This is a genomic window from Nocardia sp. NPDC051787 (assembly GCF_040681325.1).
Lineage (GTDB): Bacteria > Actinomycetota > Actinomycetes > Mycobacteriales > Mycobacteriaceae > Nocardia.
Genome location: NZ_JBFAYO010000010.1, coordinates 48,319 through 72,906 on the forward strand (window position 1 = coordinate 48,319; position 24,588 = coordinate 72,906).

The window sequence follows — 24,588 nt, forward strand, 5'->3', positions numbered from 1 at the left end:
GGCTCATGGCGCCACCCGGCGTCAGGTGTCGCGCACCATCGTGCGTTGGTGGACACGTGCCCCGCGGTAGCGCAGGCCGGGTACCAGCGGCTCCGGGCCGTGGGAAGTGAATCCCATGCGCTCGAAAAACCGCACCGCCCGGCCGTTTTCGACCAGCGTTTGCAGGTGACAGCCGGGTGATCCGGCCTCGGTGAGGCGTTCGAACCAGCGCGCCATCAGGCGGTCGGCGGCGCCGATGCCCCTGGCTTCCGGTGCGACGTTGATGTGCAGGTGGCTCGGCCAGCGGTCGCCGCGGAAGTCCCCGGCCATCGGTGCCCTGCGGATCGCCGCGCCCGCGACGTCGGCGAGGCTGCGCGCGAAGAATGCCGCGGATCGGCGGCGGAACATCGGGCGATAGCGGCGGATGGCCTGGTCCATGCGCTCGCTCTCGCTGGGAAATGCCGAACTGTCCACGCAGCCGGTGAGATATCCGACCAGCGTGCCTCGAGACTCCGCGACGAACAGCGATTCCGGTTCCAGATCCAGGTACGGCTCGAGGTATACCGCCGCCTCGGATTCCGGGTGGCCCCAGAGCGACTCGGTCGGCGAATCGGCGCCCGCTCGAACGAACAATTCACGCAGGGCGGCTCGATCGCCGTCGGCGAACCCGCGAATCTCCATGCCGCCCAAGCTACCCGCCGGCAGTGGACCGGATGGTGCGCCCGGGCTCGCCGACGCGCGAGGCCCGTGTTGTCCGCGCGGAGCGAGGGACCCGGCCGCGAAGGTGTCGGGTGGTGATCAGGCGGTGAGTTCGCGTTCCAGCGGCGTCCGGAACCGCGGAACGGCGCGCACGTCGCCGAACCAGTCCGTGACCCGCTGCGATTCCGCGGCGATCAGCGATTCCGCGTCCGCCCCGACGTCCTCGAGCAGCCGGTAGACGATCTCGCCGTCCTTGCGCTGCGCCCAGCCGCCGACGATGCGCCCGTCCCACCAGACCGTGGGGCCGATATTGCCGTTGCGGTCGAACAGGCTCGGTCCGTGCGGGCCGAGAAACCAGTCCCGCCCCTGCCAGCCCATCGGGGTCGGGTCGAGCGCGGGCAGTAGCGCCGCCCACGGTTCCGGCGCGACGACGGACTCGAGATCGTCGGCGAGCAGCACGCCGGTGACGCCGTTCACGTCGACTTCGACCAGATCGAGCGCGCCGAGCGCCGCGCGGACCTCGCCGAGCGTCCAGCCGGTCCACCACTTGATGTCGGACACCGGCGCGGGTCCGAAGGCGCGCAACCAGCGCCGGACCAGCTCGACGCGGGCCGCGGCGGCGGGCACGGCGGCGACACCCTCCGGCAACCACGATTCGATCGGCGCCCAGGTGTATTGGCTACTGGCCCAGCTGCCGTTCGGCCTGCCGCGCACGATGCGGCCTTCACAGCCAAGCGTCACCAGCACCCAGGTGGTGATGTTCGTCGGTTTCGAATACGACTTGTCCGGCGCGGGGTTCACCTGGGTGCGCAGCCTGGGGACATCCTTGCTCAACTGCGCGCCAGTCGCCGATCCCCGCTCCAGCAACGCTTTGTGCGTCTCGGCTTCCACCTCGGCGAGCCAGCCCTGCACGTCGCCGTCGCCGACGCCCTCCTGCGCGAGGTACTTGCCGTAGGTGCGACGCTGCTTGTGCGCCAGCGCATCCGCGCACGCCGCTTGCAGAATCGGGACCAGGTCCACCGGCGCGACGAACATTGTGCGGCGCATCGCCAGCATGCGCAGCAGGGCCCGGTCCTGGTAGAGCGCCTGCTCGACATCCGCTGGAGTGAGACCGTCGCCGCGGGCCGCGACCGAAAGGAAGACGGTGGCCGGATCGGTCGCGTGCAGCGCCACCATCGACCTGGCGATCTCGGCGACCCCGGCGGACCGTTCCGGCGTCGCGAGCCGGTGCCGCACCGCCAACCGAGCGCGCCGCTCGGCGGCATCCATCGAACGCATAGGCGAATCGTAGCGTTGAGTGGGAAATGTACCGACCAGAGAGGTCCGCGAGATGACAAGTGACCGACTAGCTCATGGCAAAGGCTCTGAAGTACACGGGATCTTCGAAAAGGTCGCCGGGTACTACGATCGGATGAACTTCGTCATGACGCTCGGCCGCCATGAACGATGGTGCCGTGAAGTCGCCGAGCGTGTCGCACCGCCCGCGGGTGGACAGCTCTTGGATATCGCCACGGGGACAGGTGTGATCGCCTTGGAGGCGGCACGGAGGTACCCCGCCGTGACCGTGACAGGTGTCGATTTCTCGGACCAGATGCTGACTCGTGCAATGACCAAGCCCGGGGCGGACGCGGTTCGATGGCGCCACGCGGATGCAGCCGGTTTGCCGTTCGAGGACGAGTTTTTCGACGGGGTTACCGAAGGCTATCTGCTCCGGAACGTCGAAGACCTGGCCGGAGTGCTGCGTGAACAGCACCGAGTGCTCAAGCCCGGCGGGCGGATCGTCATACTCGAAACGTGCCCACCGAGCGGCCCGGTGAAGCCGGTCGTGGAGTGGGGAATGCGCCTCATCGTTCCGCTGCTGGGGCAGGTGGTGGCTCGCGACCGGTCGTCGTACACCTATCTCGAATCCAGCACGCTGGCCTTCGATTCACCAGAACAGGTCGCCGATGTTCTGAGCGGACTCGGTTTTCAGGACATCGGGTGGAGCAAGAAGTTCTTCGGCACCAACGTCATCCTGTGGGCCACCAAGCCGAGTTGATGAGATCTACGCGCCGAGCCGCTGCCGGGTGATGCGACCGGCCAGATCGTGCTGGTCGTCGGCGTGAGTCCGGGACCGCATCCCGCCGTGGTCACCGTTCCCGTCATGCCCCCGCAAGAGCCGGGTCGGTGGGAGTCACGATGCGTGCCATGATTCGGACATGAGGCGCTGGTATCCGGTGTTCGTGTGCTGTGTTCTCTCCAGCTTGTTCGCAACGATGAGCAGTGCGGCGCATCCTGTTTCGGCGGAACCCGGCTGTTCGGCAGGCGTAGTGGTCCGGCCCGTGACGCTGAGCGTCGACGGGGAGAACGCGACCGGCCGCGTCTATGAGCCCTACCTCTGTGCTGCAGGTGACATGACAGCGCAGGCCCTCGTGGTCGCCGTGCACGGGCACGACGGGTCCTCGGCCGACTTCGCTGACTATCTCGCCTCGATCGCGCGGCGTACCGGGACCCCGATTCTGTCGATGGACCTGCGGTCGGCGGAGAGCGTGTGGCGTCCCGGAGAATGGAACCTGTGGGCGGGGTGGCGCGACATCGTCGCCGCGACCGCGTGGTATCAGCAGGCCCATCCCGCCATCACGCGGACCGTGCTGTGGGGCTGGAGCCAGGGCGGTATCACGAGCGGTCTCGCGGTGGCGCACGGTCCGCGCGGGATGTTCGACTATTGGGTGGACAACTACGGTCCCGCCGACGATTTCACCATGTGGCTGGGTGCGGCGGCGGTGGATCCGGCCCTGCCGGGGCAGATCGAGCGCGATGCGGGTGGTTGTCCTCCGGCCGCCTGCCCGTTGGCCTACGCCGAGCGTTCGCCCGTGCTGCTGGCGAACCGCATGGACGTGCGGCGCGCGTTTCTCGTCCACGGCACCGCCGACGACGTGGTGCCTTACGCCACGAGCGTGCAGATGCGCGCCGGGCTTCTGGCCGCGGGCAAACCCACCTCGATGTACACCGTCGTCACCGGCCGCGATCTGACCGGGCGGGTGGTTCCCGGCGATCACAGCGTCGGTCCGGCTTTCTTCGAGGGCGGCTGCGTCGTAGAGCGTCTGCTGCTCGGCGCGGAGCCGGTCGACGGCTCGGATCGCGACTATGTGGTGGACGTCGCACACGGGGTCGTCACCGCTCCTTCCGCGCCGCCGGGCGCCAAGTGCGCGGCGTAGACAAGCGCCGGAACATGATCGCGGCGGGGGCGGTCGACGGCCCGGATCCGACTGCGTCGTCGACCTCGCGCACCGCGTCGTCACTACGCCGGCCGGCGCCACGTGCGCGGCGTGCGGCGAGCGCGGGAACATGATCGCGGTGTCGAGCGGTTGATCACGGGGAGACCAACGACGAAGTGAGGACTTGATGACGAAGCCGACCGACCCGGCCTTCCACTGGAACGGCGCCGATCTCGACCTGGACGCTTACCTGGCTCGGATCGGCTTCGACGGCGAGCGCGCCCCCACCGTGGCGACGCTGCACGAGCTGGTGCGGGCGCACACCACCGCGATCCCGTTCGAGAACCTGGAGATCATTCTCGGCCGCACGATCGAGCTGGACCTCGCGACGTTGCAAGACAAGCTCGTCCGGCGCCGCCGCGGCGGCTACTGCTACGAGAACGTCGGACTGTTCGCGGCGGCGCTGGAGCGGATCGGCTTCGGCGTCACCGGCCTCAGCGGCCGGGTGAGCATGGGCGCGGGCGCGGGGTTGCGGCCCGCCACCCACGCCCTGCTGCGGGTGACGACCGCCGATGACGACCGTGTCTGGCTCTGCGATGTGGGTTTCGGCGCCGGTCCGCTCGTGCCCTTCGAGTTGTCCACGGAGACCGGCGAATTCACCGCGGGGGAATGGAGGTTCCGCCTGGAACGCACGCTCGGCGAGCTGGATTCCGACCTGTGGGTGCTGCACCAATTCGGCCGGGAAGGCTGGGTCGATCGCTACAGTTTCACCCTGAACCCGCAATACCGCATCGACTACGCCGTCGGCAATCATTTCGTGTCCACGTCGCCGCGTTCGCCTTTCACCACACGGCCGTACGCGCAGCGCTTTCACCCGGACGTGCATCATGTGCTGGACGGCACCACGTTCGTCACCGAGTATCCCGACGGAACGAGCGACACACGGGAGTTGGAACCCGCCGAGCTGCCCAAGATCCTCGCCGAGGTGTTCGACATCGAGCTCGCCGACGCCGACGCCGCCGCGTTGGCCGAGGCACCCTGGGTGCGCAGCTGACACCATGCCCGGCGGACCTGGTCCGTTCCGGGCCTGTGCCGGGCCGGGCGAAAACTCGAGCAGCCGCATTACCGGCGCCGGCGGACGCAGTCTGCGCCGGGCCTACCGAAGGCGAGGCGCCCGCCTACGCCGTCGGCGCGCCCCGGCCCGATAGTGTCGGAGGCGTGCGTACCAACCGGAACTCTCTCGTCCTGTTCGCCGCACCAGTGCTCGTGCTCGCCGCCTGCTCGTCCGGACCGGACCAGCCCGACGCCGTGGCCGGGCAGTTCGCCGAGGCGCTCAATCGCGACGACATCGCCGCGGCCGCCGCGCTCACCGATAATCCGGCCGCTGCGTCCGACACGCTCGGCAGGCTCTACGACGGGCTCGGCAAGGATGTGCGCTTCGCGGTCAGCTCAGCCGACGACAACGGCTTCGCGCTGGCCGCGACCTGGAAGCTGGGTGAGGGCGGCACGACCGAGTGGACCTACACCACCAACGGCACCGCGAGCGACAGCGGTGCGGGGTGGAAGGTGAAGTGGGATCCGGCTACCCTCGCCCCCGGCCTGGCTTCGGGGCCGTTGAGCTACAGCCGGGTCTATCCGAAACCGGCCCGGGTTCTCGATTCCGCCGGTGGCGAGTTGCTGACCGAGCAGGTCGTCACGCTGGTGAATATCGCCCCTGGCGCCGATCTGGCGGCGGTGGCGGACCTGCTCGGTCCGCTCGCATCCGGCCTCACCACGCAGTCGCTGCACACGGAACTGGTCCAGGCGCAAGGAAAGCCGGTCACCGCGATCACGCTACGCGAGGCGGATATCGCTCCGATCCGGGATCGGCTTGCCGCGTTGCCGGGTGTCACCCTCGCGCCGCAGACCCGATTGCTGACGACCGATAAAGCGCTGGCCGCACCGACCCTGTCCGGGCTCGCCGAGTTGTGGCAGGAATCGGCCGACGCGAACGCGGGTTGGGCGGTGCGCGCCCAGACGCCGGAGGGCACCCAGCGCGTGGCCGGGAAGGACGCGACGCCCACCACCGACATCGTGACCACCCTCGACCTCGGCCTGCAGCGCGCGGCGGAGGCGGAGCTCGCGCCGATCGCGCAGCCCGCCGCGATCGTCGCCCTGCGACCTTCGACCGGCGACGTGGTCGCGATCGCGCAGAACGCCGCCGCCGACGCGCAGGGCCCGATCGCCTTGACCGGCCTGTACCCGCCCGGCTCGACGTTCAAGACGGTGACCGTCTCCGCCGCGCTGCAGGCGGGCACGGTCACACCCGATACCCAGGTGGCCTGCCCCGGCACCGCGAACATCGAGGGGCGCCGCATCCCCAACGACAACAATTTCGATTTGGGCACGGTGCCGCTGCACATCGCTTTCGCGCGTTCCTGCAACACGACGATGGGCGCGCTCGCGGTGAATCTGCCCGCCGACGCCCTGACGAAAGCGGCGGCACAGCTGGGGCTGGGAATCGACTACGTCACACCGGGCCTGACAACTGTCACCGGGAAAGTGCCACCAGCCGGCACTTCCGCCTTGCGGGTGGAGTCGGCGATCGGTCAAGGGCAAGTGACAGCCTCGCCGTTCGGCATGGCACTGGTCGCCGCCTCGATCGCCCGCGATGCCGTGCCGGCGCCAACCCTCGTCGCGGGGCGGCCCGGTACCCAGGACCGGACGCCGGACGCGCTGCCGCCGACCGTGGCCGACCAGCTGAAATCCATGATGCGCGAGACGATCACCGCCGGCACGGCGACCCAGCTGCGCGATATTCCCGGACTGCTCGGGAAGACCGGAACCGCGGAGTACATCGATGACACCCACGCGCACGGTTGGTTCGTCGGCATCGACGGTGACCTGGCCTTCGCGGCCTTCGTCAGTGACGCGAGCGGTTCGGCTCCCGCGGTGGAGGCCGCGGGGCGGATGTTGCGCGCGGCGCGATAGTCCGTTTCGGGCGATTTGGGCCCGGAACATGGCCCGGCTGACGCGTGCGAGTATTCCGGCGCCCGCTACACTCATCCCCGGACCGCGTGAAGTTATCAATATGCGGGATGTCACGATTTCGAGAAGGTTCGGAGTAGGCGCCATCGATACCGGTCAGTTGATCGCGGAGCATTACCGCCTGGTCGAGCGGATTGGTAGCGGCGGCACGGGCGTGGTCTGGCGTGCCGTCGACGAACGCCTCCAGCGCTCCGTGGCCGTCAAGCAGATCCACATCCAGCCGAGCCTGCCCGAGGCCGAACGGGACGTGGTGCGTCAGCGCGCCATCCGGGAGGCCCGCAACGCCGCCCGCTTCCAGCATCCGAACGCGATCGTCGTGTTCGACATCACCGAGCACGAGGGCGACCCCTGCCTGGTGATGGAGTACCTGAAGTCCAAGAGCCTCGCCGCGGTGATCGCCGCCCAGGGCACGCTGCCGCTGACCCAGGTCGCGCGGATCGGCGAGCAGGTCGCCTCGGCGCTGATCGCCGCGCATCAGGCGGGCATCGTGCACCGCGACGTGAAGCCGGGCAACATCCTGCTCGACGACCACGGCACGGTGAAGATCACCGACTTCGGCATTTCCCGCGCGACCGGCGACGTCACGCTCACCGAGACCGGACTGATCTGCGGCACCGCCGCCTACCTCGCACCGGAGATGGCTCGCGGCGCCGATCCGACGCCCGCGTCCGACGTGTTCGCGCTGGGCGCCACGCTGTTTCACGCGCTGGAGGGCGAACCGCCCTACGGTGGGGGCTCCAATCCGCTCGCGGTGCTCTACGCCGCCGCCAACGGTCAGGTGAGCGAGCCGCGCAACGCCGGTCCCGCCACGGATTTCCTGCTCGACCTGCTCAGCCCCGAACCGTCCGAGCGCCCGAGCATGCGGGTGGCCAGACAGCACCTGGCCGCGTTCGCCGACGCCGGTCCCGCGCCGGTGGCCGCCGGATTCGTTCCGGCCAGTGAGGCTTTCGCCCGGCCGGGAGCGGGGGAGTCGGAATCGGCCACCCGCGCGCTGCGACCGTCGGCGATGTCCTCGGCGCCCTACACGCCGACCGAGCGGCGTCCGCGTCCCGCACCGTCGCGCCCGCCCGCCCAGTACGACACCGCGGCGCATCCGCCGACCATGGCGCAGCCGCGTCCGTTGCCCGAGCGGCGGTCGGGTGGCAAACGGCGCGCGGTGCTGATCGGCGCGCTGGTGGGCGCGGTCGCCGCCGTCTCGGCGCTGCTGATCAGCGCGTTCAGCCAGTCCGGTGGTGACTCGCCGAGTCCGCAGGCGAGCCCGCCATCGGCGACCGCGACGACGAAACCCGGTTCGACCTCGACCGTCGCCGCCGAACTCGGCCGCACCCCGAGCTCGGGAGAGCGGGTCGAGATCGGGGCGGCCGGCGGCCTGATCGAGCAGTTCTACAGCGATCCGAGTGCTTCATGGACGCTACTCACGCCCGCCGCGCAGAAGGTCTACGGCAACGAACAGGGTTTCCGGCAGTACTGGGGGGCGCGGACCATCGACACCTTCGCCACCATCGAGGCGGCCAGGCGGACGAACAACGACGACGGGTCGGTCGACATGCGACTGGCCAGCCTCACCATCGAGGGCCAGACCAAGGGTCTGACGCTGCGCGTGATCAGCTCGGGTGGGCGTCTGCTCATCGATAGCGATACCCGCTAGGCATCGGCCGCCTCGCGTCCGCGCTCGGCCCGGCGGCGCCTGTGGCCCGGATCGGCGTCCGGCCGCGTCGATTAGGCTGGAGCTGCAACTTTCCTGTTGCGGAATCAGCTGGAGACAAGGAACCGACACCACATGACAACCCGCATCGAGCTCGCCCGCGTCGATCTGCGCGGTCGTACTCCCTCCGTTGCCGAGCTGCGCGCCGCGCTGCCCCGCGGGGGAGTCGACGTGGACTCGGTGCTGCATCAGGTGCGTCCGGTGGTCGAGGCGATCCGCGACCAGGGTGTGTCGGCGGCGTTGGAGTTCAGCGAGCGGTTCGACGGCGTGATCCCGGCCACGGTGCGGGTGCCCGCCGCCGAGCTGGACGCCGCGCTGGACCGGCTGGACCCGGCGGTGCGCGCGGCGCTGGAGGAGTCCATCGCCAGGGCGCGCAAGGTACACGCCGATCAGCGGCGCACCGACAAGACCACCGAGGTGGTTCCCGGCGGCACGGTCACCGAGCGCTGGGTGCCGGTGGAGCGGGTCGGTCTGTACGTGCCGGGCGGTAACGCCGTCTACCCGTCCAGCGTCGTGATGAACGTGGTGCCCGCGCAGACCGCGGGTGTCGGCTCGCTGGTGGTGGCCTCGCCACCGCAGGCGCAGTTCGGTGGGCTGCCGCACCCGACCATCCTGGCGGCCGCGCGGCTGCTCGAGGTCGACGAGGTGTGGGCGGTCGGCGGCGCTCAGGGCGTCGCGCTGCTGTCCTACGGCGGCGTCGACACCGACGGCACACAGCTGGAGCCGGTCGACCTGATCACCGGCCCCGGCAACATCTACGTCACCGCGGCCAAGCGGCTGTGCCGCGGCCTGGTCGGCATCGACGCCGAGGCGGGCCCCACCGAGATCGCGATCCTCGCCGACGCAACCGCCGATCCGGTGCACGTGGCCGCCGACCTGATCAGTCAGGCCGAGCACGACGTGCTGGCCGCCAGCGTGCTGGTCACCGACAGCGAGCAGCTGGCCGACGCGGTGGACGCGACGCTGAACGCGCAGCTGACCGTGGTCAAGCACGCCCACCGGGTCAGCGAGGCGTTGCGCGGCAAGCAGTCCGGCACGGTCCTGGTCGACGACATCGAGCAGGGTCTGCGCGTGGTGAACGCCTACGCCGCCGAGCACTTGGAGATCCAGACCGCCGACGCGCGCGCGATCGCGGCCAGGGTGCGCAGCGCGGGGGCGGTGTTCGTCGGCGCGTACGCGCCGGTCAGCCTCGGCGACTACTGCGCGGGTTCCAATCACGTGCTGCCCACGGCGGGCTGCGCGCGGCACTCGTCGGGCTTGAGCGTGCAGACCTTCCTGCGCGGCATCCACGTCGTGGAGTACACCGAGGCGGCGCTGAAGGATGTCGCCGGTCACGTGGTGGCGCTGGCCAACGCCGAGGACCTGCCCGCGCACGGCCAAGCGGTGCAGGCGCGCTTCGAGGCGCTGTCGTGACGGGCGTGGTGCGCGCGCCCGGCGCGAACGTGACCCTGGACGACCTGCCGCTGCGGCCGAACCTACGTGGCAAAAAGCCTTATGGCGCACCGCAATTGACCGTCCCCGTGCAGCTGAACACGAACGAGAACCCACATCCGCCGAGCCGGGCCCTGATCGACGACGTCGCCGAATCGATCCGCGCGGCCGCCGCGGACCTGCACCGCTACCCGGACCGCGACGCCGTCGCACTGCGCACCGACCTCGCGCGGTACCTGACCACGCAGACCGGCGTCGCGGTGCACACCGGCAACGTCTGGGCGGCCAACGGTTCCAACGAGATCCTCCAGCAGCTGTTGCAGGCGTTCGGCGGCCCCGGCCGCAGCGCCCTGGGTTTCGTGCCGTCGTACTCGATGCACCCGATCATCTCCGAGGGCATCGACACCGAGTGGATCGAAGCGAAGCGCAACGCCGACTTCTCCCTCGACGTCGACCACGCGCTGGCCGCCATCGCCGAGCGCACGCCCGACGTGGTCTTCGTGACCAGCCCGAACAACCCCACCGGGCACAGCATTCCGCAGCAGGATCTGGCGCGCATCCTGGACGCCGCGCCCGGGATCGTGGTGGTGGACGAGGCCTACGGTGAGTTCTCCGCGCAGCCGAGCGCGATCGGGCTGATCGACCGGTTCCCGGCCGAGCTGGTGGTCACCAGGACGATGAGCAAGGCGTTCGCGTTCGCGGGCGGGCGCCTGGGTTACCTGGTGGCCGCGCCCGCGGTGATCGACGCGATGCTGCTGGTGCGGCTGCCCTATCACCTGTCGGTGGTCACCCAGGCCGCCGCGCGCGCGGCCCTGCGGCACGCCGACGAGACCCTCGGTAGCGTCGCCGAGCTGGCCGCACAGCGCGATCGGGTCGCGGTGGCGTTGCGGGAGATGGGTTTCGACGTGATCCCCAGTGACGCCAATTTCCTGCTGTTCGGCCGCTTCGCCGACGCCCCGCGCACCTGGCAGCGCTATCTGGATCACGGTGTGCTGATCCGCGACGTCGGCATCCCAGGCTATCTGCGCACCACTATCGGCCTCGCCGCCGAGAACGATGAGCTGCTGAAGGTCAGTGCGGCGCTGGCGGGCACCGACCTCGCACCGCGATGACTCAGCGCCGGGAAATCCCGGCGACAACCCGATTGGACGTGAGCATGAGTAGGACCGCCCGGGTGGAGCGGATCACCAAGGAATCCAGCATCGTCGTCGAACTCGATCTGGACGGCACCGGCAAGACCGAGATCGCCACCGGCGTCCCGTTCTACGACCACATGCTGACCGCCCTCGGCGCGCATGCGAGCTTCGACCTGACCGTCCGCGCCGAAGGCGACATCGAGATCGAGGCGCACCACACTGTGGAGGACACCGCGATCGTGTTCGGCCAGGCGCTCGGTAAGGCACTGGGCGACAAGGCGGGGATCCGCCGTTTCGGCGACGCCTACATCCCGATGGACGAGACGCTGGCGCATGCCGCGGTCGACGTGTCCGGCCGCCCGTACTGCGTGCACACCGGCGAACCGGACCACCTGCTGCACGCGGTGATTCCGGGCTCCGGCCCCGGTGCGCCGTATTCCACCGTGCTCAACCGCCACGTCTTCGAGTCGATCGCCCTGAACGCGCGCATCGCCCTGCACGTGCGGGTGCTCTACGGCCGCGACCAGCACCACGTCACCGAGGCCGAATTCAAGGCGGTCGCGCGGGCTTTGCGCGCGGCGGTGGAACTCGACCCGCGGGTGAGCGGGGTCCCGTCCACGAAGGGAACGCTGTGAGGAAATCCGTCGCCCTGCTCGACTACGGTTCCGGCAACCTGCACTCCGCCGAGCGGGCGCTGACCAGGGCGGGCGCCCGAGTCGACGTGACGGCCGACCCGCAGGTGGTGCTGGCCGCCGACGGTCTGGTCGTGCCCGGCGTCGGCGCATTCGCCGCGTGCATGGCGGGTCTGCGGGAGGTACGGGGGGAGCGGCTGATCGGTCAGCGGCTCGCCGGTGGACGCCCGGTGCTGGGGATCTGCGTCGGCATGCAGATCCTCTTCGAGCGAGGGGTCGAGTTCGGCGTGGAAACCGACGGATGCGCCGAGTGGCCCGGCACCGTCGAACGCCTCTCCGCGCCGGTGCTGCCGCACATGGGCTGGAACACCGTCTCCGCTCCCGCCGACACCGTCCTGTTCGCGGGCCTCGACGCGGCCACTCGCTTCTACTTCGTGCACTCCTACGCCGCCCAGGCGTGGGATCTGCCGCCCAGCGACCACTTCGCCGCGCCCAAGCTCACCTGGGCCGAGCACGGGGTGCCTTTTCTGGCCGCGGTGGAGAACGGCGCGCTCTCGGCGACCCAGTTCCACCCGGAGAAGTCCGGTGACGCAGGCGCCCATCTGCTGCGCAACTGGGTGAACTCGCTGTAGCGACGATCCCGCGCACCCCGGCGCGGGATCGTCGATCGACTCAGCGCGACACGACCTTGCTGACCAGCCAGCGTCCGTCGACGTTGTCCACCGTCACGGTCATCGCCATGCGGCCGGTCTGCGGGAGGCCGTCGGTTTCGTCGCTGGTCACCGTTCGTGTGACGTCCACGTCCACCACGGCACGGTTGTCGTCGCCGGAGACGACGCGGCAGTCCGCCGAATCGGCCTGGGCGCGCAGGTGCGAGGCCTGCGCGCTCGCCTGGATGTTGCCGCGGAAGTTCTCGAACTCGGCCCGGAATTCCCCGGTGCTCAGCTCGAGCATCGTGCGGACGTGGTCGTCGAACCGCGCGTAGTCGTATGTCGCTGCCGCGGTACCGAATTCGCACCCGGCCAGGCGCGCCTCCTCGGGCGGGGCCGCCGCGGCGACGGGTGCGGCGAGGATCGCCGCGGAGCAGGTGGCTGCCGAAAACATCAGTGCGGCAGCAAGTGTCGATCGTGACATGCACTTCCTCGGTGCGAGGGGAAAGCGGCGACCGGGGTTGATCGCCGAGCGCAGACGATACCGGCCACCCGGCCCGACCCGTGGCGATCTCGCGCGCGGAATCGCCCTCGCTCGCAACCGCGCACGGGTGCCGGCCGCCAACTGCTCACGGGCGGGTGCCGGTGGACCAGATCGGGATGCTCTGCACCCGCGACAGCCGCCAGCCCTCCGTGGTGCGCACGGCGTCGAAGCGGTAGATCTCGCCGAGCGTGTATTGCGGTTGCGCAATCGCCCCATTCGTCGCGGCGGGCGCGAAGGTGGCGATGAGGTTGGCCCGGACGTCGGCGGCGTCGCCGCGCAGGTCGACCAGCACGTTGCTGATGACGTGCTGGATGTGGGTGTCGGCGGTGTGGTTGCGGCTGGCCTGGGCGATCAGCGCGTCGCGCCCCTCGGCCATGCCGCCCGGCGTCTTCGCGGTCGCCTCCGGCGTGTAGATCGCCCGCAGGTCGTCGAAGCGGCCCTCGTCCAACGCGCGGCCGAGCCGGTCGACCAGCGCCGTGATCTGCTGGCGGTCCAGCATGTCGCGGACCTCCCGCGCGTCGGTCGTGGTGGCGGAGGTGCAGGCGGCGGTGAGCGCGGCCAGCGGGAGGGCGAGCAAGGGGAGGGCGAGGCGAATCTTGCGCATCGGAGGGCCTTTCAGTAGAACGTTGGTTACCCCAACGTTGGCGCTGCCAATGTTATCAGTTGTGGGTGTCACCAACAAATGTTGTTAGAGTGACCGCATGGAGATCGCGCACGAGGGTGCGGCGGAGAGACTGAAGGCCCTGCCCACCCGGCTGGTCAATCAGGTCGCGTTGGTGGCGAACCGGGCGACCGAGCGGGCGCTGGAGAGCACCGGCTCCCGCCGCTACCACTACGCGCTGCTGGCCACGCTCGAGGAGTTCGGCGCGGCCAGCCAGGCCGATCTGGGCAGGCGCACCCGCATCGACCGCAGCGATGTCGTCGCCGCGGTGAACGACCTCGCCGTGCGCGGTCTGGTCCAGCGCAGTCCCGACCCCGCCGACCGGCGCCGCAACATCGTCACCATCACCACCGCGGGCACCCGGCACCTGGACGATCTCGACGAGCGCCTGGCCGGCGCCCAGGACGAGTTGCTGGCCGGATTCTCCGCCGCGGACCGCCGCACCCTGGTCACCCTGCTGACCCGCATCCTGGAGACGCACAGCGCCGCCCGCGGCCGGTGACCGGGGTCCCATTCGCCCAGGCCCGTGACTCGGACGCGGCCGGGTAACCACTAGGCTGCTCTCGTGAGTCTTGTGCTGCTACCCGCCGTCGATGTCGCCAACGGAGAGGCCGTTCGCCTCGTGCAAGGAGAGGCAGGCAGCGAAACCAGCTACGGTTCGCCGCGTGAGGCGGCGCTGGCCTGGCAGGAGGCCGGCGCGGAATGGGTGCATCTGGTCGACCTGGACGCGGCCTTCGGGCGCGGCTCGAACCGGGAGCTGCTCGCGGGCGTCGTCGGCGAGCTCGACGTCAAGGTGGAACTGTCCGGCGGCATCCGCGACGACGAGAGCCTGGAGGCGGCGCTGGCCACCGGCTGCGCCCGGGTGAACCTCGGCACCGCGGCGCTGGAGGACCCCACCTGGTGCGCGAAGGCCATCGCCCGCCACGGCGAGCGCATCGCCATCGGCCTGGACGTGCGCATCGTCGACGGTGAGCACCGGCTGCGCGGCCGCGGCTGGGTCAGCGACGGCGGCGACCTGTGGGAGGTGCTCGAACGCCTGGAACGCGACGGCTGCTCACGCTACGTGGTGACCGACGTGACCAAGGACGGCACGCTCACCGGCCCCAACCTGAGTCTGCTGCGCGAGGTGTGCGCGGCCACCGACGCGCCGGTCATCGCCTCCGGCGGCGTCTCCACCATCGACGACCTGGTCGCGATCGCCGAGCTGGTGCCGGATGGCGTCGAGGGTGCGATCGTCGGCAAGGCGCTCTACGCAGGCCGGTTCACCCTGCCCGAGGCGCTGGCCGCGGTGAGATGACCCAGGCGCTGTCGGCACTGCTCGCGGAGGCGAGCGAGGTCCTGGACGCGGTGTGCTCGCGGTTCGTCGAGGGTGTCGGTGCGCCGAGGGCGGTCGTCAAGGGCCGCAACGACTTCGCCACCGCGCTCGACTTGGAGCTGGAGCGCACCATCTCCGCCGAGCTGCACCGGCGCACCGGCATCGACGTGCACGGGGAGGAGTTCGGCGGCCCGCAGCTCACCTCCGGCACCGCGTGGGTGCTCGACCCCATCGACGGCACGTTCAACTACTCGTCCGGACATCCGCTCTCGGGCATGCTCCTTGCGCTGGTGCGCGACGGCGAGCCGGTGCTCGGCCTGACCTGGCTGCCGCTGATCGGGCGTCGATACGCGGCCATGGCCGGTGGTCCGGTGCTGCTGGACGGCCGCCCGCTGCCCCCGCTGCCACGGGGCGCGCTGGCCGAGTCGATGATCGGATTCGGCGCATTCAACGTCGACTCGCACGGCCGCATCCCCGGACAGTTCCGCTTCGATCTGCTCGGCCCGCTGAGCAGGCTGTCCTCGCGGGTGCGCATGCACGGCTCCACCGGCATCGATCTGGCGTTCACCGCCTCCGGAGTACTCGGCGGCGCGATTGTCTTCGGACACCATCCCTGGGATAACGCGGCGGGCGTCGCGCTGGTGCGCGCGGCCGGCGGCGTGGTCACCGACCTGGCGGGCCGGCCGTGGACCATCGCCTCCGGCTCCGTGCTGGCGGCCGCACCGGGGGTACACGAGGAACTGCTCGACATGATCTGCACGGTCGCCGACCCGACGGCCGGGGAGAAAGGGTGAGGCAATGACGTTGGCCGTACGTGTGATTCCGTGTCTGGATGTCGACGCGGGGCGGGTGGTCAAGGGCGTCAAGTTCGAGAATCTCCGCGACGCGGGCGATCCCGTCGAGCTGGCCGCCCTGTACGACGCGCAGGGCGCCGATGAACTGACCTTCCTCGACGTGACCGCCTCGACCGGCGACCGCGGCACCATGATCGACGTGGTGACCCGCACCGCCGAGCAGATCTTCATCCCGCTCACCGTCGGCGGCGGTGTGCGCACCGTGGCGGACGTGGACCGGCTGCTGCGTGCCGGCGCCGACAAGGTCTCGGTGAACACCGCCGCGATCGCGCGGCCCGAGGTGCTGCGCGAGATGTCCGAACGGTTCGGTTCGCAATGCATCGTGCTCTCGGTGGACGCGCGGACCGTCCCGGACGGCCAGCCCGACACCCCTTCCGGCTGGGAGGTCACCACACACGGCGGCAAACGCGGAACCGGCATCGACGCCGTCGAATGGGCGGTGCGCGGCGCCGAACTCGGAGTCGGTGAGATCCTGCTGAACTCGATGGACGCCGACGGCACCAAGGTCGGTTTCGACCTGCCGATGATCCGCGCCGTGCGGGCCGCGGTCACGGTGCCGGTGATCGCCAGCGGAGGCGCGGGCGCGGTCGAGCACTTCGCACCGGCCGTGCACGCCGGCGCCGACGCGGTGCTCGCGGCCAGCGTGTTCCACTTCGGCGAGCTGACCATCGGCCAGGTCAAGGATGCGATGCGGACGGAGAAGATCGTCGTCCGGTAGCGGTCGGCGGAAATCCGCCGAGCCGGAAGGGGCGTGGCGCGGTCGCGGTTGCATCGGGTATGAGCATCGGAATCGCGCTGTCCCCGTTGGCCCTCGACACCACCGGCAACGCCGTGGACGCGGCGGTCGCGCTGGGCGGCACGGCGGCGGCCGCCGGATTGTCCGCACTGTGGTTCGGTCAGACGTTCACCCATGACGCCATCACGCTGGCCGGGATCGTCGGCCGCGCGGTGCCCGAGCTGGTGGTGGGGACCTCCGCGGTGCCGATCACCGCACGGCATCCGCTGCTGATCTCCAGTCAGGCGCAGACGGCGCAGGCGGCCACCGGCGAGGCCGGTTCACCCTAGGTCTCGGTCTCGGGGCGAAGTCCTTCGCCGAAGCGGCGTTCGGCGGGTCCTTCGACCGGCCGATCACCCGGCTGCGCGAATTCCTGACCGCGCTGCGTACCGTGGTGCACACCGGCGCGGTCGATTTCCACGGCGAGACGCTCACCGCCGCCGCTCCGCTGCCCGCGGCGGTCGCGGGGGCGCGACCGCCCGTGCCGATCCTGGTGGCGGCCATGGGACCGCAGGCGTTGCGCGTCACCGGCGAGCTGGCCGACGGCGCCCTCCCCTTCCTGGTCGGGCCGCAGGCGATCGCCGAGCATATCGTCGCGCCGCTCGTCTCGGCGGCCGAAGCTGCAGGTAGGCCGAGCCCGCGGATCGCGGTTCTGGTTCCCGATGTGGTCACTGCCGACGTCGATGCCGCGCGCGCGGCCGCGGCGGCGCAGACCGCCTTCTACGATGACATCCCGTCCTATGCCCGCGTCATCGAGCTGTCCGGCGCGGCGCGCGCCGCGGATCTGGTGGTGATCGGCGACGAGGAGCTGGTCGCGGCGCGGGTCGAGGAGTACTTCGCGGCGGGTGCGACGGAGGTGGTGTTCTCGCAGACCGACTTGACCACCCCGGAGGACCAGTGGCGCACCTGGCGGGTGCTGGGCGAGCTCCAGCGGTCGGCGTGCGCGCTGAACCGCAGGCATGGCGGGCGCGTCGGCCGAAGACCGGCACTGTTATAACGGTGCTATGAGTCTGGATCCCGCCATCGCCGCCCGTCTCAAGCGCAACGACGCCGGGCTGGTGTCGGCCGTCGCGCAGGAACGCGCCACCGGTGACGTGCTGATGGTCGCGTGGATGGACGACGAAGCGCTCGCGCGGACGCTGCAAACCCGCAGAGCGACGTACTATTCGCGCTCGCGGCAGCAGTACTGGGTCAAAGGGGACACCTCCGGCCACACCCAGTACGTGCACGAAGTGCGGCTGGACTGTGACGGTGACACGATCCTGCTGGTCGTCGATCAGGAAGGCGCGGCCTGCCACACCGGCACGCACACCTGCTTCGACTCGGATGTGCTGCTGGCCGCGCAATCCTGAGCGCGGTTACCCACTCGACGGGCGGTCGTCGTCCTTGCTCACCGAGGTGAGCCCGCCGGATTGGTCGAGCCGGTCGGCGAGCCGCGCGGCCAGCAGCTCGCCCAGTTCGGCGAGCTGGGCCTTCTGCCCGTCGTCCAAACCGTCGAAGACCAGGTGGCGCACGGCGTCCACATAGCCGGGCGCGGCCTCGACAACCTTCAGGTATCCCTCGTCGGTGAGCACGGCGTGCACGCCGCGCCGCCCGGCGGTCGCCGAACGCTCGGCCCAACCCATGCGCTCCAGCTTGGACACCACGTGCGACAGGCGCGATAGCGATGCGTTTGCTTTGTGGGCAAGCTCACTCATCTGGAGCCGGTGCCCCGGTTCTTCCGACAGCAGCGTCAACACCCAGTACTCGAAATGCGTCACGCCGGATTCACGCTGCAGCTGGGTATCCAATGCCGCTGGTAGACGCGTCATCAGCGCCACGATGGCGCGCCAAGCTCGTTGTTCGACGGGATCGAGCCACTTCGTCACTGTGTGCCTTCTTTCAAGCCAAGTGACGTGGTTGCGTCGTGGGCCTAGGGATTGTGGAAGAGCATGTGCACAGTCACCCGCGTCCATGAGTTTGCCACGACTTCGCTCGACCGTCTTAAAGATCGCGAATGACGTGAGTTCACTCACACCTTCTCAGGGCCGGCGGCCACCGCGGCGCGCGAGTGCGTGCGCCGCCACTTACGCAGCAGCAACAGGCCGACCGCGAGCAACAGCAGCAATGTGGCGACGATCGCGCCGACGAGCGCGGCGCCACGGAACGCGGGCGCGCCCACGTCCAGGATCCGCTCACCCGCATGGGCGGCGCTGCTGTTCCCCAGCACGATGGTGAGGGTCATCAGGTTGGGAATCGCGACCAGGATCGCGACGATCGCGGCCGCCCCAGCCAGGAACCGGCCCGCCTTCCTGCGCCAGACCAGTACCGCGAAAAGCAGCAGAAAAAGCGATACGACGGTGCACAATCCGCCATAGAACAAGCCCCAGCCGATGCCCTTGGCGAAGCTGCCCCCCACCATCGACCCGACCCGCTGGGCCCACCATCGCGGGATGAAGGCGGCCAGGACGAAATAGGTGAGGAAGAAGAGAGCGAGGATCGCGGCGCCGACAATGATCCGTGTGCGCCAGACGGTGGCCGTGGGTTTGCGACCGCCGGGCTGAACCTCGGTCGAAGTCATGCGGAAAGCCTATGCCGCTGCCTTGCCCCCGCTCGGCCCGGCGCGCGGGCTACGGGACGGACTTCCGCGCCCGTTATGCCGCCCACCAGCGCGGACGCGGCCGCGGGCATGCGGTGCGTCGCGTGCGCTACCTGGCGCGCAGGTACGCCAGGGCCTCGTCGGCGTGCACGTTCGCGCGCAGCTCGCCGGTGATGACCTTGCGGATGGCGCGGTCGGTGTCGATGACGAAGGTCTGCCGCTTCACCGGAGCCAGTTTGCCAAGCAGTCCCCGCTTCACGCCGAACCGCGCGGCCACCGCGCCGTCGGCGTCGGACAGCAGCGGATAGCCGAGGTGCTGTTTCTCGGCGAACCCGGCCTGGGTGTCCACCCCGTCGGTGCTGACGCCGACGCAGGTGGCGCCGACGGCGGCGAATTCGGCTGCCAGGTCACGGAAATGGCAGGCTTCGGCCGTGCACACCGGGGTGTTGGCCGCGGGATAGAAGAAGAGGACCAGTGGGCCGTCCGCCAGCAATGCGTCGAGGGAGCGGGGCGTGCCGGACTGATCGGGAAGCTCGAAGTGCGGGGCGAACTGTCCTGGCTGCATGCCCGAGAACTTACCGGTCGCTTGGTCCGCGAGCGTAGTGAGGGCCGCCACACTCCCGCACTGGACGACCGAGCTGATGTGTCCGGTTTGCCGCCTCCGTGGCCGTGTCACCGGCACCGCTCACCGGCTTGTCGGCCCGGCCTGGGATGATGTGTCCCATGCCAGGCACGTCCACTCCCACCACCACGACCCGCGAACAGTTCCATCTGCTGGCCGCGGAACACCGGGTGGTCCCGGTGACCCGAAAAGTGCTGGCGGACTCCGAAACTCCGCTGTCGGCCTACCGCAAGCTGGCGGGCGACCGGGCGGGCACGTTCCTGTTCGAGTCCGCGGAGAACGGACGTTCGTGGTCGCGCTGGTCGTTCATCGGCGCGGGCAGCCCCTCCGCGCTCACCGTCGTCGACGGCGAGGCAGCCTGGCTCGGTCACATCCCGGCCGACGCGCCCTCCGGCGGCGACCCGCTGGTCGCGCTGCGCGAGACTCTGGAGCTGCTGCGCACCGAGCGACTTCCCGGACTGCCTCCGCTGACCGGCGGCATGGTCGGGTACCTCGGCTACGACGCGGTGCGCAGGATCGAGCGGCTGCCGAACCTGGCGGTGGACGACCTGGCCCTGCCGGAGATGGTGCTGCTCCTGGCCACCGACCTGGCCGCGTTCGACCACCACGAGGGCGCGATCACGCTGATCGCCAACGCGGTCAACTGGAACGGCACCGCCGAGCGGGTGGACGAAGCCTATGACGACGCGGTGGCCAGGCTGGACCGGATGACCGCCGCGCTCGGCGCGCCCGCCGATTCCACCGTGTCGGTGTTCGACCAGCCGGAGCCGCGGTACCGCCGCAAGCGCACCAGCGAGGAGTTCGGCGCGGGAGTGCGCCGCCTGGTCAAGGAGATCGAGGCGGGCGAGGCGTTCCAGGTCGTGCTGTCGCAGCGTTTCGAAATGGACTACGACGGTTCGCCGCTGGACCTGTACCGCATGCTGCGCGCGTCGAACCCGAGCCCGTACATGTACCTGCTGCACATCCCGGACGGCGACGGCGGCACCGCGTTCTCCATCGTCGGCTCCAGCCCGGAATCGCTGGTGACCGTGAAAGACGGTGTGGCGACCACCCATCCGATCGCGGGCACCCGCTGGCGCGGCGTCACCGAGGAGGAGGACCTGCTGCTGGAGAAGGGCCTGCTCGCCGACGAGAAGGAGAACGCCGAGCACCTGATGCTCGTCGATCTCGGCCGCAACGACCTGGGCCGGGTGTGCGAACCGGGCACGGTGCGGGTTACCGAGTACCGGCACATCGAGCGCTACAGCCACGTGATGCACCTGGTGTCGACGGTGTCGGGGCGGCTGGCGCCCGGGCGCATCGCGCTGGACGCGGTGCGGGCCTGCTTCCCGGCGGGCACCCTGTCCGGCGCGCCGAAGGTGCGGGCCATGGAGCTGATCGAAGAACTCGAGCCGACCCGCCGCGGCATCTACGGCGGCGTCGTCGGGTACCTGGACTTCGCGGGTGACGCCGACACCGCGATCGCCATCCGCACCGCGCTGCTCAAGGACGGCACGGCCTACGTGCAGGCGGGCGCCGGCGTGGTCGCGGACTCCGAGCCGGAGTACGAGGACGTGGAATCGCGCAACAAGGCGATGGCGGTGCTGAAAGCCATCGCGGCAGCCGGAACGGTCCGGGCCTACGGTACGGAACCGAGTGCGGGGATCGGCGAACCGCGATGACGGCGGCCGACGACGTCGGGAAGGTAGCGGGCCGGGCGCGGGAACCAGCCCCGGACGCGAGCGCCACGGCAGAGCCGCAATCCGCTCCCGCGCTGGACGATTCCGTCGCGTCCACGGAATCGGCTCGTGGCGACGCCGATTCCCGCCGCAGGTATCCGGTCGGTGCGGTCGTGTTGCTGACCGTCGCCGCCGCCGCGCTCTGGGCCTCGTCCCGGATGACGTGGGTGACGCTCACCTCCTCCGACGGGCTCACCCAGCCACGAACGGATCATCTGGACGGCGGGGTGTGGTTCGGCGCTCTGACACCGCTGGCGCTGGTGCTGCTCGCCTCGATCGCGGCCGTGCTGGCCACCAGGGGATGGTTGCGCCGGGTGGTCGGCGTGCTGGTCGCCTTGGTCGCCGCGGTGGCCGCGGTCCCTGCCTTCGCGCTGCTGACCAGCTCCGGCACGATCGCCGAACGGGCCGCGAAGCTCGCCGAACTCCCGGCCCGCGCGCAGGTGCAGGAGGCGACCACGTCGGGGTTCCCTGCCGTGCTCGCCCTGCTCGGCGCGATCGCCGCTTTCGGCGCGGGCATCCTGTTGGCCCGGATGCCCGCGGAAACGGCGCGGCTGTCCGGCAAATACGACAATCCGGTCTTCCGGCGCGCCGACGCGACGGCGGAGGTCACGCAGCGGCGCGCGCAGTCGCCGGAGCGGGGATCCGAGCCGCAGGTGTCCGAGCGTGTGCTGTGGGACGCACTGGACGCCGGTACCGACCCGACCGAGGAACCTCCGGATGATCCGGACCCGGGCGAGGCGGGCCGACGTGCGCGCTGAACTGTCCCCGCGTGCGGGGTGTGGCGGGTACCACCTTGCGCCGAGCCCTTCCGCGTGGTCCAACTCGAGCCCCGGCGCGAACGCGCCCGGTAGGTCCATTTATTCTTTGTCAGCATCGGTGAGACAGCGCCTGGGGGGATTCTCAGGTAGCAAGTCCGTCTCCCCAGAAAGGATTCGAGCCAGATGACGGTACTCGACTCGATTCTCGACGGGGTCCGCGCGGATGTGGCCGCTCGGGAAGCCCTTCTCGGCTTCCAGGCGGTCAAGGCCGCCGCCGCCGCCGCACCCGCGCCACTGGACGCCCGTGCCGCGCTGCTCGAGGACGGCATCGGCGTGATCGCCGAGGTCAAGCGTGCCAGTCCGTCCAAGGGCGAGCTCGCGGACATCCCCGACCCGGCCAGCCTCGCCAAGGCCTACGAGGACGGTGGCGCCCGGATCATCAGCGTGCTCACCGAGGGCCGCCGCTTCAACGGGTCGCTGGACGACTTGGACGCGGTCCGCGCCACGGTGAACATCCCGATCCTGCGCAAGGACTTCGTCGTCGGCCCGTACCAGATCCACGAGGCCCGCGCGCACGGCGCGGACGTCATCCTGCTCATCGTCGCGGCGCTGGAGCAGGACGTGCTGTCCTCGCTGATCGACCGCACCGAATCGCTGGGGATGACGGCGCTGGTCGAGGTGCACACCGAGGAGGAGGCCGACCGCGCGCTGGAGGCGGGCGCGTCCGTGATCGGTGTGAACGCCCGCAACCTCAAGACGCTCGAGGTCGATCGCGATGTGTTCGCCCGGATCGCGCCAGGCCTGCCCACCGAGGTCATCCGGATCGCCGAGTCCGGCATCCGCGGCACCGCCGACCTGCTGGCCTACGCGGGCGCGGGCGCGGACGCCGTTCTCGTCGGCGAGGGCCTGGTGACCAGCGGGGACCCGCGCGCCGCGGTGTCGGAGCTGGTGACCGCGGGGACGCACCCGTCCTGCCCGAAGCCGGCGCGGCGGGGCCGGTGACGGGCGTGGCGGCATTACCCCAGGCCAGTGACGGCGTCGCCCAGCGCAGCGGCCACGAGCCGGACGCGGGCGGGCACTTCGGTGTCTACGGCGGCAGGCACGTCCCCGAGGCACTGATGGCGGTGATCGAGGAGGTCACCGCCGAATACGAGAAGTCCCGGCTCGACGGGTCGTTCCTCAACGAACTCGACCGGCTGCAGCGCGATTACACCGGCCGCCCGTCGCCGGTGTTCGAGTGCACGCGGCTGGCCGAGCACGCGGGCGGTGCGCGCATTCTGCTCAAGCGCGAAGACCTGAACCACACCGGCTCGCACAAGATCAACAATGTGCTCGGCCAGGCCCTGCTGGCCAAGCGGATGGGCAAGACCAGGGTGATCGCCGAGACCGGCGCGGGCCAGCACGGCGTGGCCACGGCGACCGCCTGCGCGCTGCTCGGCCTGGACTGCATCATCTACATGGGCGCGGTCGACACCGCGCGCCAAGCGCTGAACGTCGCGCGCATGCGCCTGCTCGGCGCCGAGGTGGTCTCGGTGACCTCCGGTTCGCAAACCCTGAAGGACGCCATCAACGAGGCGCTGCGCGACTGGGTGACCAACGCCGACGACACTTACTACTGCTTCGGCACCGCCGCGGGCCCGCACCCGTTCCCGATGCTCGTGCGCGATTTCCAGCGCATCGTCGGCATGGAGGCCCGCGCCCAGGTGCAGGCTTCGACCGGCCGGTTGCCCGACGCGGTCGTCGCCTGCGTCGGCGGCGGCTCCAACGCCATCGGCATCTTCCACGCGTTCCTCGACGACGCCGACGTCCGGTTGATCGGCTACGAGGCGGCCGGTGACGGCGTCGACACCGGGCGGCACGCGGCCACTTTCACCGGCGGAACGCCGGGCGCCTTCCAGGGCGCGTACTCCTACCTGTTGCAGGACGAGGACGGCCAGACCATCGAGTCGCACTCGATCTCGGCGGGTCTGGACTACCCCGGCGTCGGTCCCGAACACGCCTATCTGAAGGACATCGGCCGCGCCGAGTACCGGCCGATCACCGACACCGAGGCGATGGACGCGCTGTTGCTGCTCAGCCGCAGCGAGGGCATCATCCCGGCGATCGAGTCGGCGCATGCGGTCGCGGGCGCGGTACAACTGGGCAAGGAACTCGGTCCCGGCGCGATCATCCTGGTGAATCTCTCCGGCCGGGGTGACAAGGACATGGACACGGCAGCGCGGTGGTTCGGGCTGTTCGACGCCGAGACCGAGGAGGCGGACCAGTGAGCGAGCGCCAGCGAGGTGCAGTCGTGAGCAGCCCGAGCGC

At 70.3% G+C, this 24,588-nt stretch carries 26 protein-coding genes and 1 pseudogene; 20 read left to right on the forward strand and 7 right to left on the reverse strand.

Annotated features, from left to right (window positions below):
- Window positions 1–21 precede the first annotated feature (21 nt).
- Together AB0M45_RS12985 and AB0M45_RS12990 are read right to left on the reverse strand one after the other, a co-directional pair.
- Window positions 22–660, reverse strand: a complete 639-nt coding sequence (locus tag AB0M45_RS12985; RefSeq protein ID WP_364326963.1) for a GNAT family N-acetyltransferase — start codon at window positions 658–660, stop codon at window positions 22–24.
- 117 nt (window positions 661–777) lie between these two features.
- Entirely contained in the window at window positions 778–1,956 is a 1,179-nt protein-coding gene (locus tag AB0M45_RS12990) for a winged helix DNA-binding domain-containing protein (protein WP_364326966.1), read from the reverse strand.
- 52 nt (window positions 1,957–2,008) lie between these two features.
- On the opposite strand from AB0M45_RS12990, the gene AB0M45_RS12995 reads away from it, so the two are divergent.
- The 9 genes from AB0M45_RS12995 (at window position 2,009) to hisH (ending at window position 12,438) form a co-directional block, all read left to right on the forward strand.
- Entirely contained in the window at window positions 2,009–2,716 is a 708-nt protein-coding gene (locus AB0M45_RS12995; RefSeq protein WP_364326969.1) for a ubiquinone/menaquinone biosynthesis methyltransferase, read from the forward strand.
- A gap of 283 nt (window positions 2,717–2,999) precedes the next feature.
- Window positions 3,000–3,875 (forward strand): prolyl oligopeptidase family serine peptidase, encoded by an 876-nt coding sequence (locus AB0M45_RS13000; protein WP_364326972.1) that lies wholly within the window; start codon window positions 3,000–3,002, stop codon window positions 3,873–3,875.
- A gap of 187 nt (window positions 3,876–4,062) precedes the next feature.
- Entirely contained in the window at window positions 4,063–4,929 is an 867-nt protein-coding gene (locus AB0M45_RS13005; RefSeq protein WP_364326975.1) for an arylamine N-acetyltransferase, read from the forward strand.
- 164 nt (window positions 4,930–5,093) lie between these two features.
- Window positions 5,094–6,845, forward strand: a complete 1,752-nt coding sequence (locus AB0M45_RS13010; RefSeq protein WP_364326978.1) for a penicillin-binding transpeptidase domain-containing protein — start codon at window positions 5,094–5,096, stop codon at window positions 6,843–6,845.
- Window positions 6,846–6,945: 100 nt separating this feature from the next.
- Entirely contained in the window at window positions 6,946–8,550 is a 1,605-nt protein-coding gene (locus tag AB0M45_RS13015) for a protein kinase (RefSeq protein WP_364326981.1), read from the forward strand.
- 132 nt (window positions 8,551–8,682) lie between these two features.
- Window positions 8,683–10,020, forward strand: a complete 1,338-nt coding sequence (gene hisD / locus AB0M45_RS13020; RefSeq protein ID WP_364326984.1) for a histidinol dehydrogenase — start codon at window positions 8,683–8,685, stop codon at window positions 10,018–10,020.
- 5 nt (window positions 10,021–10,025) lie between these two features.
- Window positions 10,026–11,150: a histidinol-phosphate transaminase gene (locus tag AB0M45_RS13025; RefSeq protein WP_364327386.1), complete on the forward strand. Its 1,125-nt coding sequence runs from the start codon at window positions 10,026–10,028 to the stop codon at window positions 11,148–11,150.
- Between the two features lie 44 nt (window positions 11,151–11,194).
- Window positions 11,195–11,809: an imidazoleglycerol-phosphate dehydratase HisB gene (gene hisB / locus AB0M45_RS13030; RefSeq protein WP_364326987.1), complete on the forward strand. Its 615-nt coding sequence runs from the start codon at window positions 11,195–11,197 to the stop codon at window positions 11,807–11,809.
- The gene (hisH, locus tag AB0M45_RS13035; protein WP_364326990.1) at window positions 11,806–12,438 is read left to right on the forward strand and encodes an imidazole glycerol phosphate synthase subunit HisH; all 633 of its coding nucleotides are present in this window, start codon (window positions 11,806–11,808) and stop codon (window positions 12,436–12,438) included. Before hisB ends, hisH begins: the two co-directional genes overlap by 4 nt.
- A gap of 40 nt (window positions 12,439–12,478) precedes the next feature.
- On the opposite strand, the gene AB0M45_RS13040 is transcribed toward hisH, so the two are convergent.
- Both AB0M45_RS13040 and AB0M45_RS13045 read right to left on the reverse strand, forming a co-directional pair.
- Complete coding sequence (locus tag AB0M45_RS13040) at window positions 12,479–12,940, reverse strand: hypothetical protein (RefSeq protein ID WP_364326993.1); 462 nt, start codon at window positions 12,938–12,940, stop codon at window positions 12,479–12,481.
- 145 nt (window positions 12,941–13,085) lie between these two features.
- Window positions 13,086–13,604 carry a nuclear transport factor 2 family protein gene (locus tag AB0M45_RS13045; RefSeq protein ID WP_364326996.1) on the reverse strand — a complete coding sequence of 173 codons (519 nt, stop codon included), beginning with the start codon at window positions 13,602–13,604 and terminating at the stop codon, window positions 13,086–13,088.
- Window positions 13,605–13,701: 97 nt separating this feature from the next.
- Here AB0M45_RS13045 and AB0M45_RS13050 point away from each other — a divergent pair, with 97 nt between their 5' ends.
- The 7 genes and pseudogenes from AB0M45_RS13050 to hisI all read left to right on the forward strand — a co-directional run bounded on the left by AB0M45_RS13050 (window position 13,702) and on the right by hisI (window position 17,957).
- Complete coding sequence (locus tag AB0M45_RS13050) at window positions 13,702–14,163, forward strand: MarR family transcriptional regulator (RefSeq protein ID WP_364326999.1); 462 nt, start codon at window positions 13,702–13,704, stop codon at window positions 14,161–14,163.
- 63 nt (window positions 14,164–14,226) lie between these two features.
- A complete protein-coding gene (gene priA, locus AB0M45_RS13055; protein WP_364327002.1) occupies window positions 14,227–14,958 on the forward strand; it encodes a bifunctional 1-(5-phosphoribosyl)-5-((5-phosphoribosylamino)methylideneamino)imidazole-4-carboxamide isomerase/phosphoribosylanthranilate isomerase PriA in 732 nt (243 codons plus the stop codon).
- Window positions 14,955–15,770 (forward strand): inositol monophosphatase family protein, encoded by an 816-nt coding sequence (locus tag AB0M45_RS13060; RefSeq protein ID WP_364327005.1) that lies wholly within the window; start codon window positions 14,955–14,957, stop codon window positions 15,768–15,770. Before priA ends, AB0M45_RS13060 begins: the two co-directional genes overlap by 4 nt.
- Window positions 15,771–15,774: 4 nt before the next feature.
- On the forward strand, window positions 15,775–16,548 hold the full coding sequence (gene hisF / locus AB0M45_RS13065; RefSeq protein WP_364327008.1) for an imidazole glycerol phosphate synthase subunit HisF: 774 nt from the start codon (window positions 15,775–15,777) through the stop codon (window positions 16,546–16,548).
- 59 nt (window positions 16,549–16,607) lie between these two features.
- Window positions 16,608–16,895 carry an LLM class flavin-dependent oxidoreductase gene (locus tag AB0M45_RS13070; RefSeq protein ID WP_364327011.1) on the forward strand — a complete coding sequence of 96 codons (288 nt, stop codon included), beginning with the start codon at window positions 16,608–16,610 and terminating at the stop codon, window positions 16,893–16,895.
- A 38-nt stretch (window positions 16,896–16,933) separates the two neighbouring features.
- Window positions 16,934–17,602: pseudogene (locus AB0M45_RS13075) on the forward strand (LLM class flavin-dependent oxidoreductase); the annotation flags it as partial.
- A gap of 7 nt (window positions 17,603–17,609) precedes the next feature.
- Window positions 17,610–17,957 carry a phosphoribosyl-AMP cyclohydrolase gene (gene hisI, locus AB0M45_RS13080; RefSeq protein WP_364327014.1) on the forward strand — a complete coding sequence of 116 codons (348 nt, stop codon included), beginning with the start codon at window positions 17,610–17,612 and terminating at the stop codon, window positions 17,955–17,957.
- Window positions 17,958–17,963: 6 nt separating this feature from the next.
- Here hisI and AB0M45_RS13085 read toward each other — a convergent pair whose 3' ends face one another.
- The 3 genes from AB0M45_RS13085 to AB0M45_RS13095 all read right to left on the reverse strand — a co-directional run bounded on the left by AB0M45_RS13085 (window position 17,964) and on the right by AB0M45_RS13095 (window position 19,748).
- Window positions 17,964–18,416 (reverse strand): MarR family transcriptional regulator, encoded by a 453-nt coding sequence (locus AB0M45_RS13085; RefSeq protein ID WP_364327017.1) that lies wholly within the window; start codon window positions 18,414–18,416, stop codon window positions 17,964–17,966.
- A 200-nt stretch (window positions 18,417–18,616) separates the two neighbouring features.
- On the reverse strand, window positions 18,617–19,165 hold the full coding sequence (locus AB0M45_RS13090) for a permease (RefSeq protein WP_364327020.1): 549 nt from the start codon (window positions 19,163–19,165) through the stop codon (window positions 18,617–18,619).
- Between the two features lie 127 nt (window positions 19,166–19,292).
- Window positions 19,293–19,748 (reverse strand): peroxiredoxin, encoded by a 456-nt coding sequence (locus AB0M45_RS13095; protein WP_364327023.1) that lies wholly within the window; start codon window positions 19,746–19,748, stop codon window positions 19,293–19,295.
- A gap of 158 nt (window positions 19,749–19,906) precedes the next feature.
- On the opposite strand from AB0M45_RS13095, the gene AB0M45_RS13100 reads away from it, so the two are divergent.
- From AB0M45_RS13100 to trpB, 4 genes are all read left to right on the forward strand, one after another.
- Entirely contained in the window at window positions 19,907–21,466 is a 1,560-nt protein-coding gene (locus tag AB0M45_RS13100; protein ID WP_364327026.1) for an anthranilate synthase component I, read from the forward strand.
- Window positions 21,463–22,281, forward strand: coding sequence for a TIGR02234 family membrane protein (locus AB0M45_RS13105; protein ID WP_364327029.1), 819 nt, complete (start codon window positions 21,463–21,465; stop codon window positions 22,279–22,281). The genes AB0M45_RS13100 and AB0M45_RS13105 overlap by 4 nt, the downstream gene beginning before the upstream one ends.
- A 183-nt stretch (window positions 22,282–22,464) precedes the next feature.
- On the forward strand, window positions 22,465–23,283 hold the full coding sequence (gene trpC / locus AB0M45_RS13110; protein ID WP_364327032.1) for an indole-3-glycerol phosphate synthase TrpC: 819 nt from the start codon (window positions 22,465–22,467) through the stop codon (window positions 23,281–23,283).
- Window positions 23,280–24,548, forward strand: a complete 1,269-nt coding sequence (gene trpB, locus AB0M45_RS13115; RefSeq protein ID WP_364327035.1) for a tryptophan synthase subunit beta — start codon at window positions 23,280–23,282, stop codon at window positions 24,546–24,548. The genes trpC and trpB overlap by 4 nt, the downstream gene beginning before the upstream one ends.
- The last annotated feature ends 40 nt before the right edge of the window (window positions 24,549–24,588 follow it).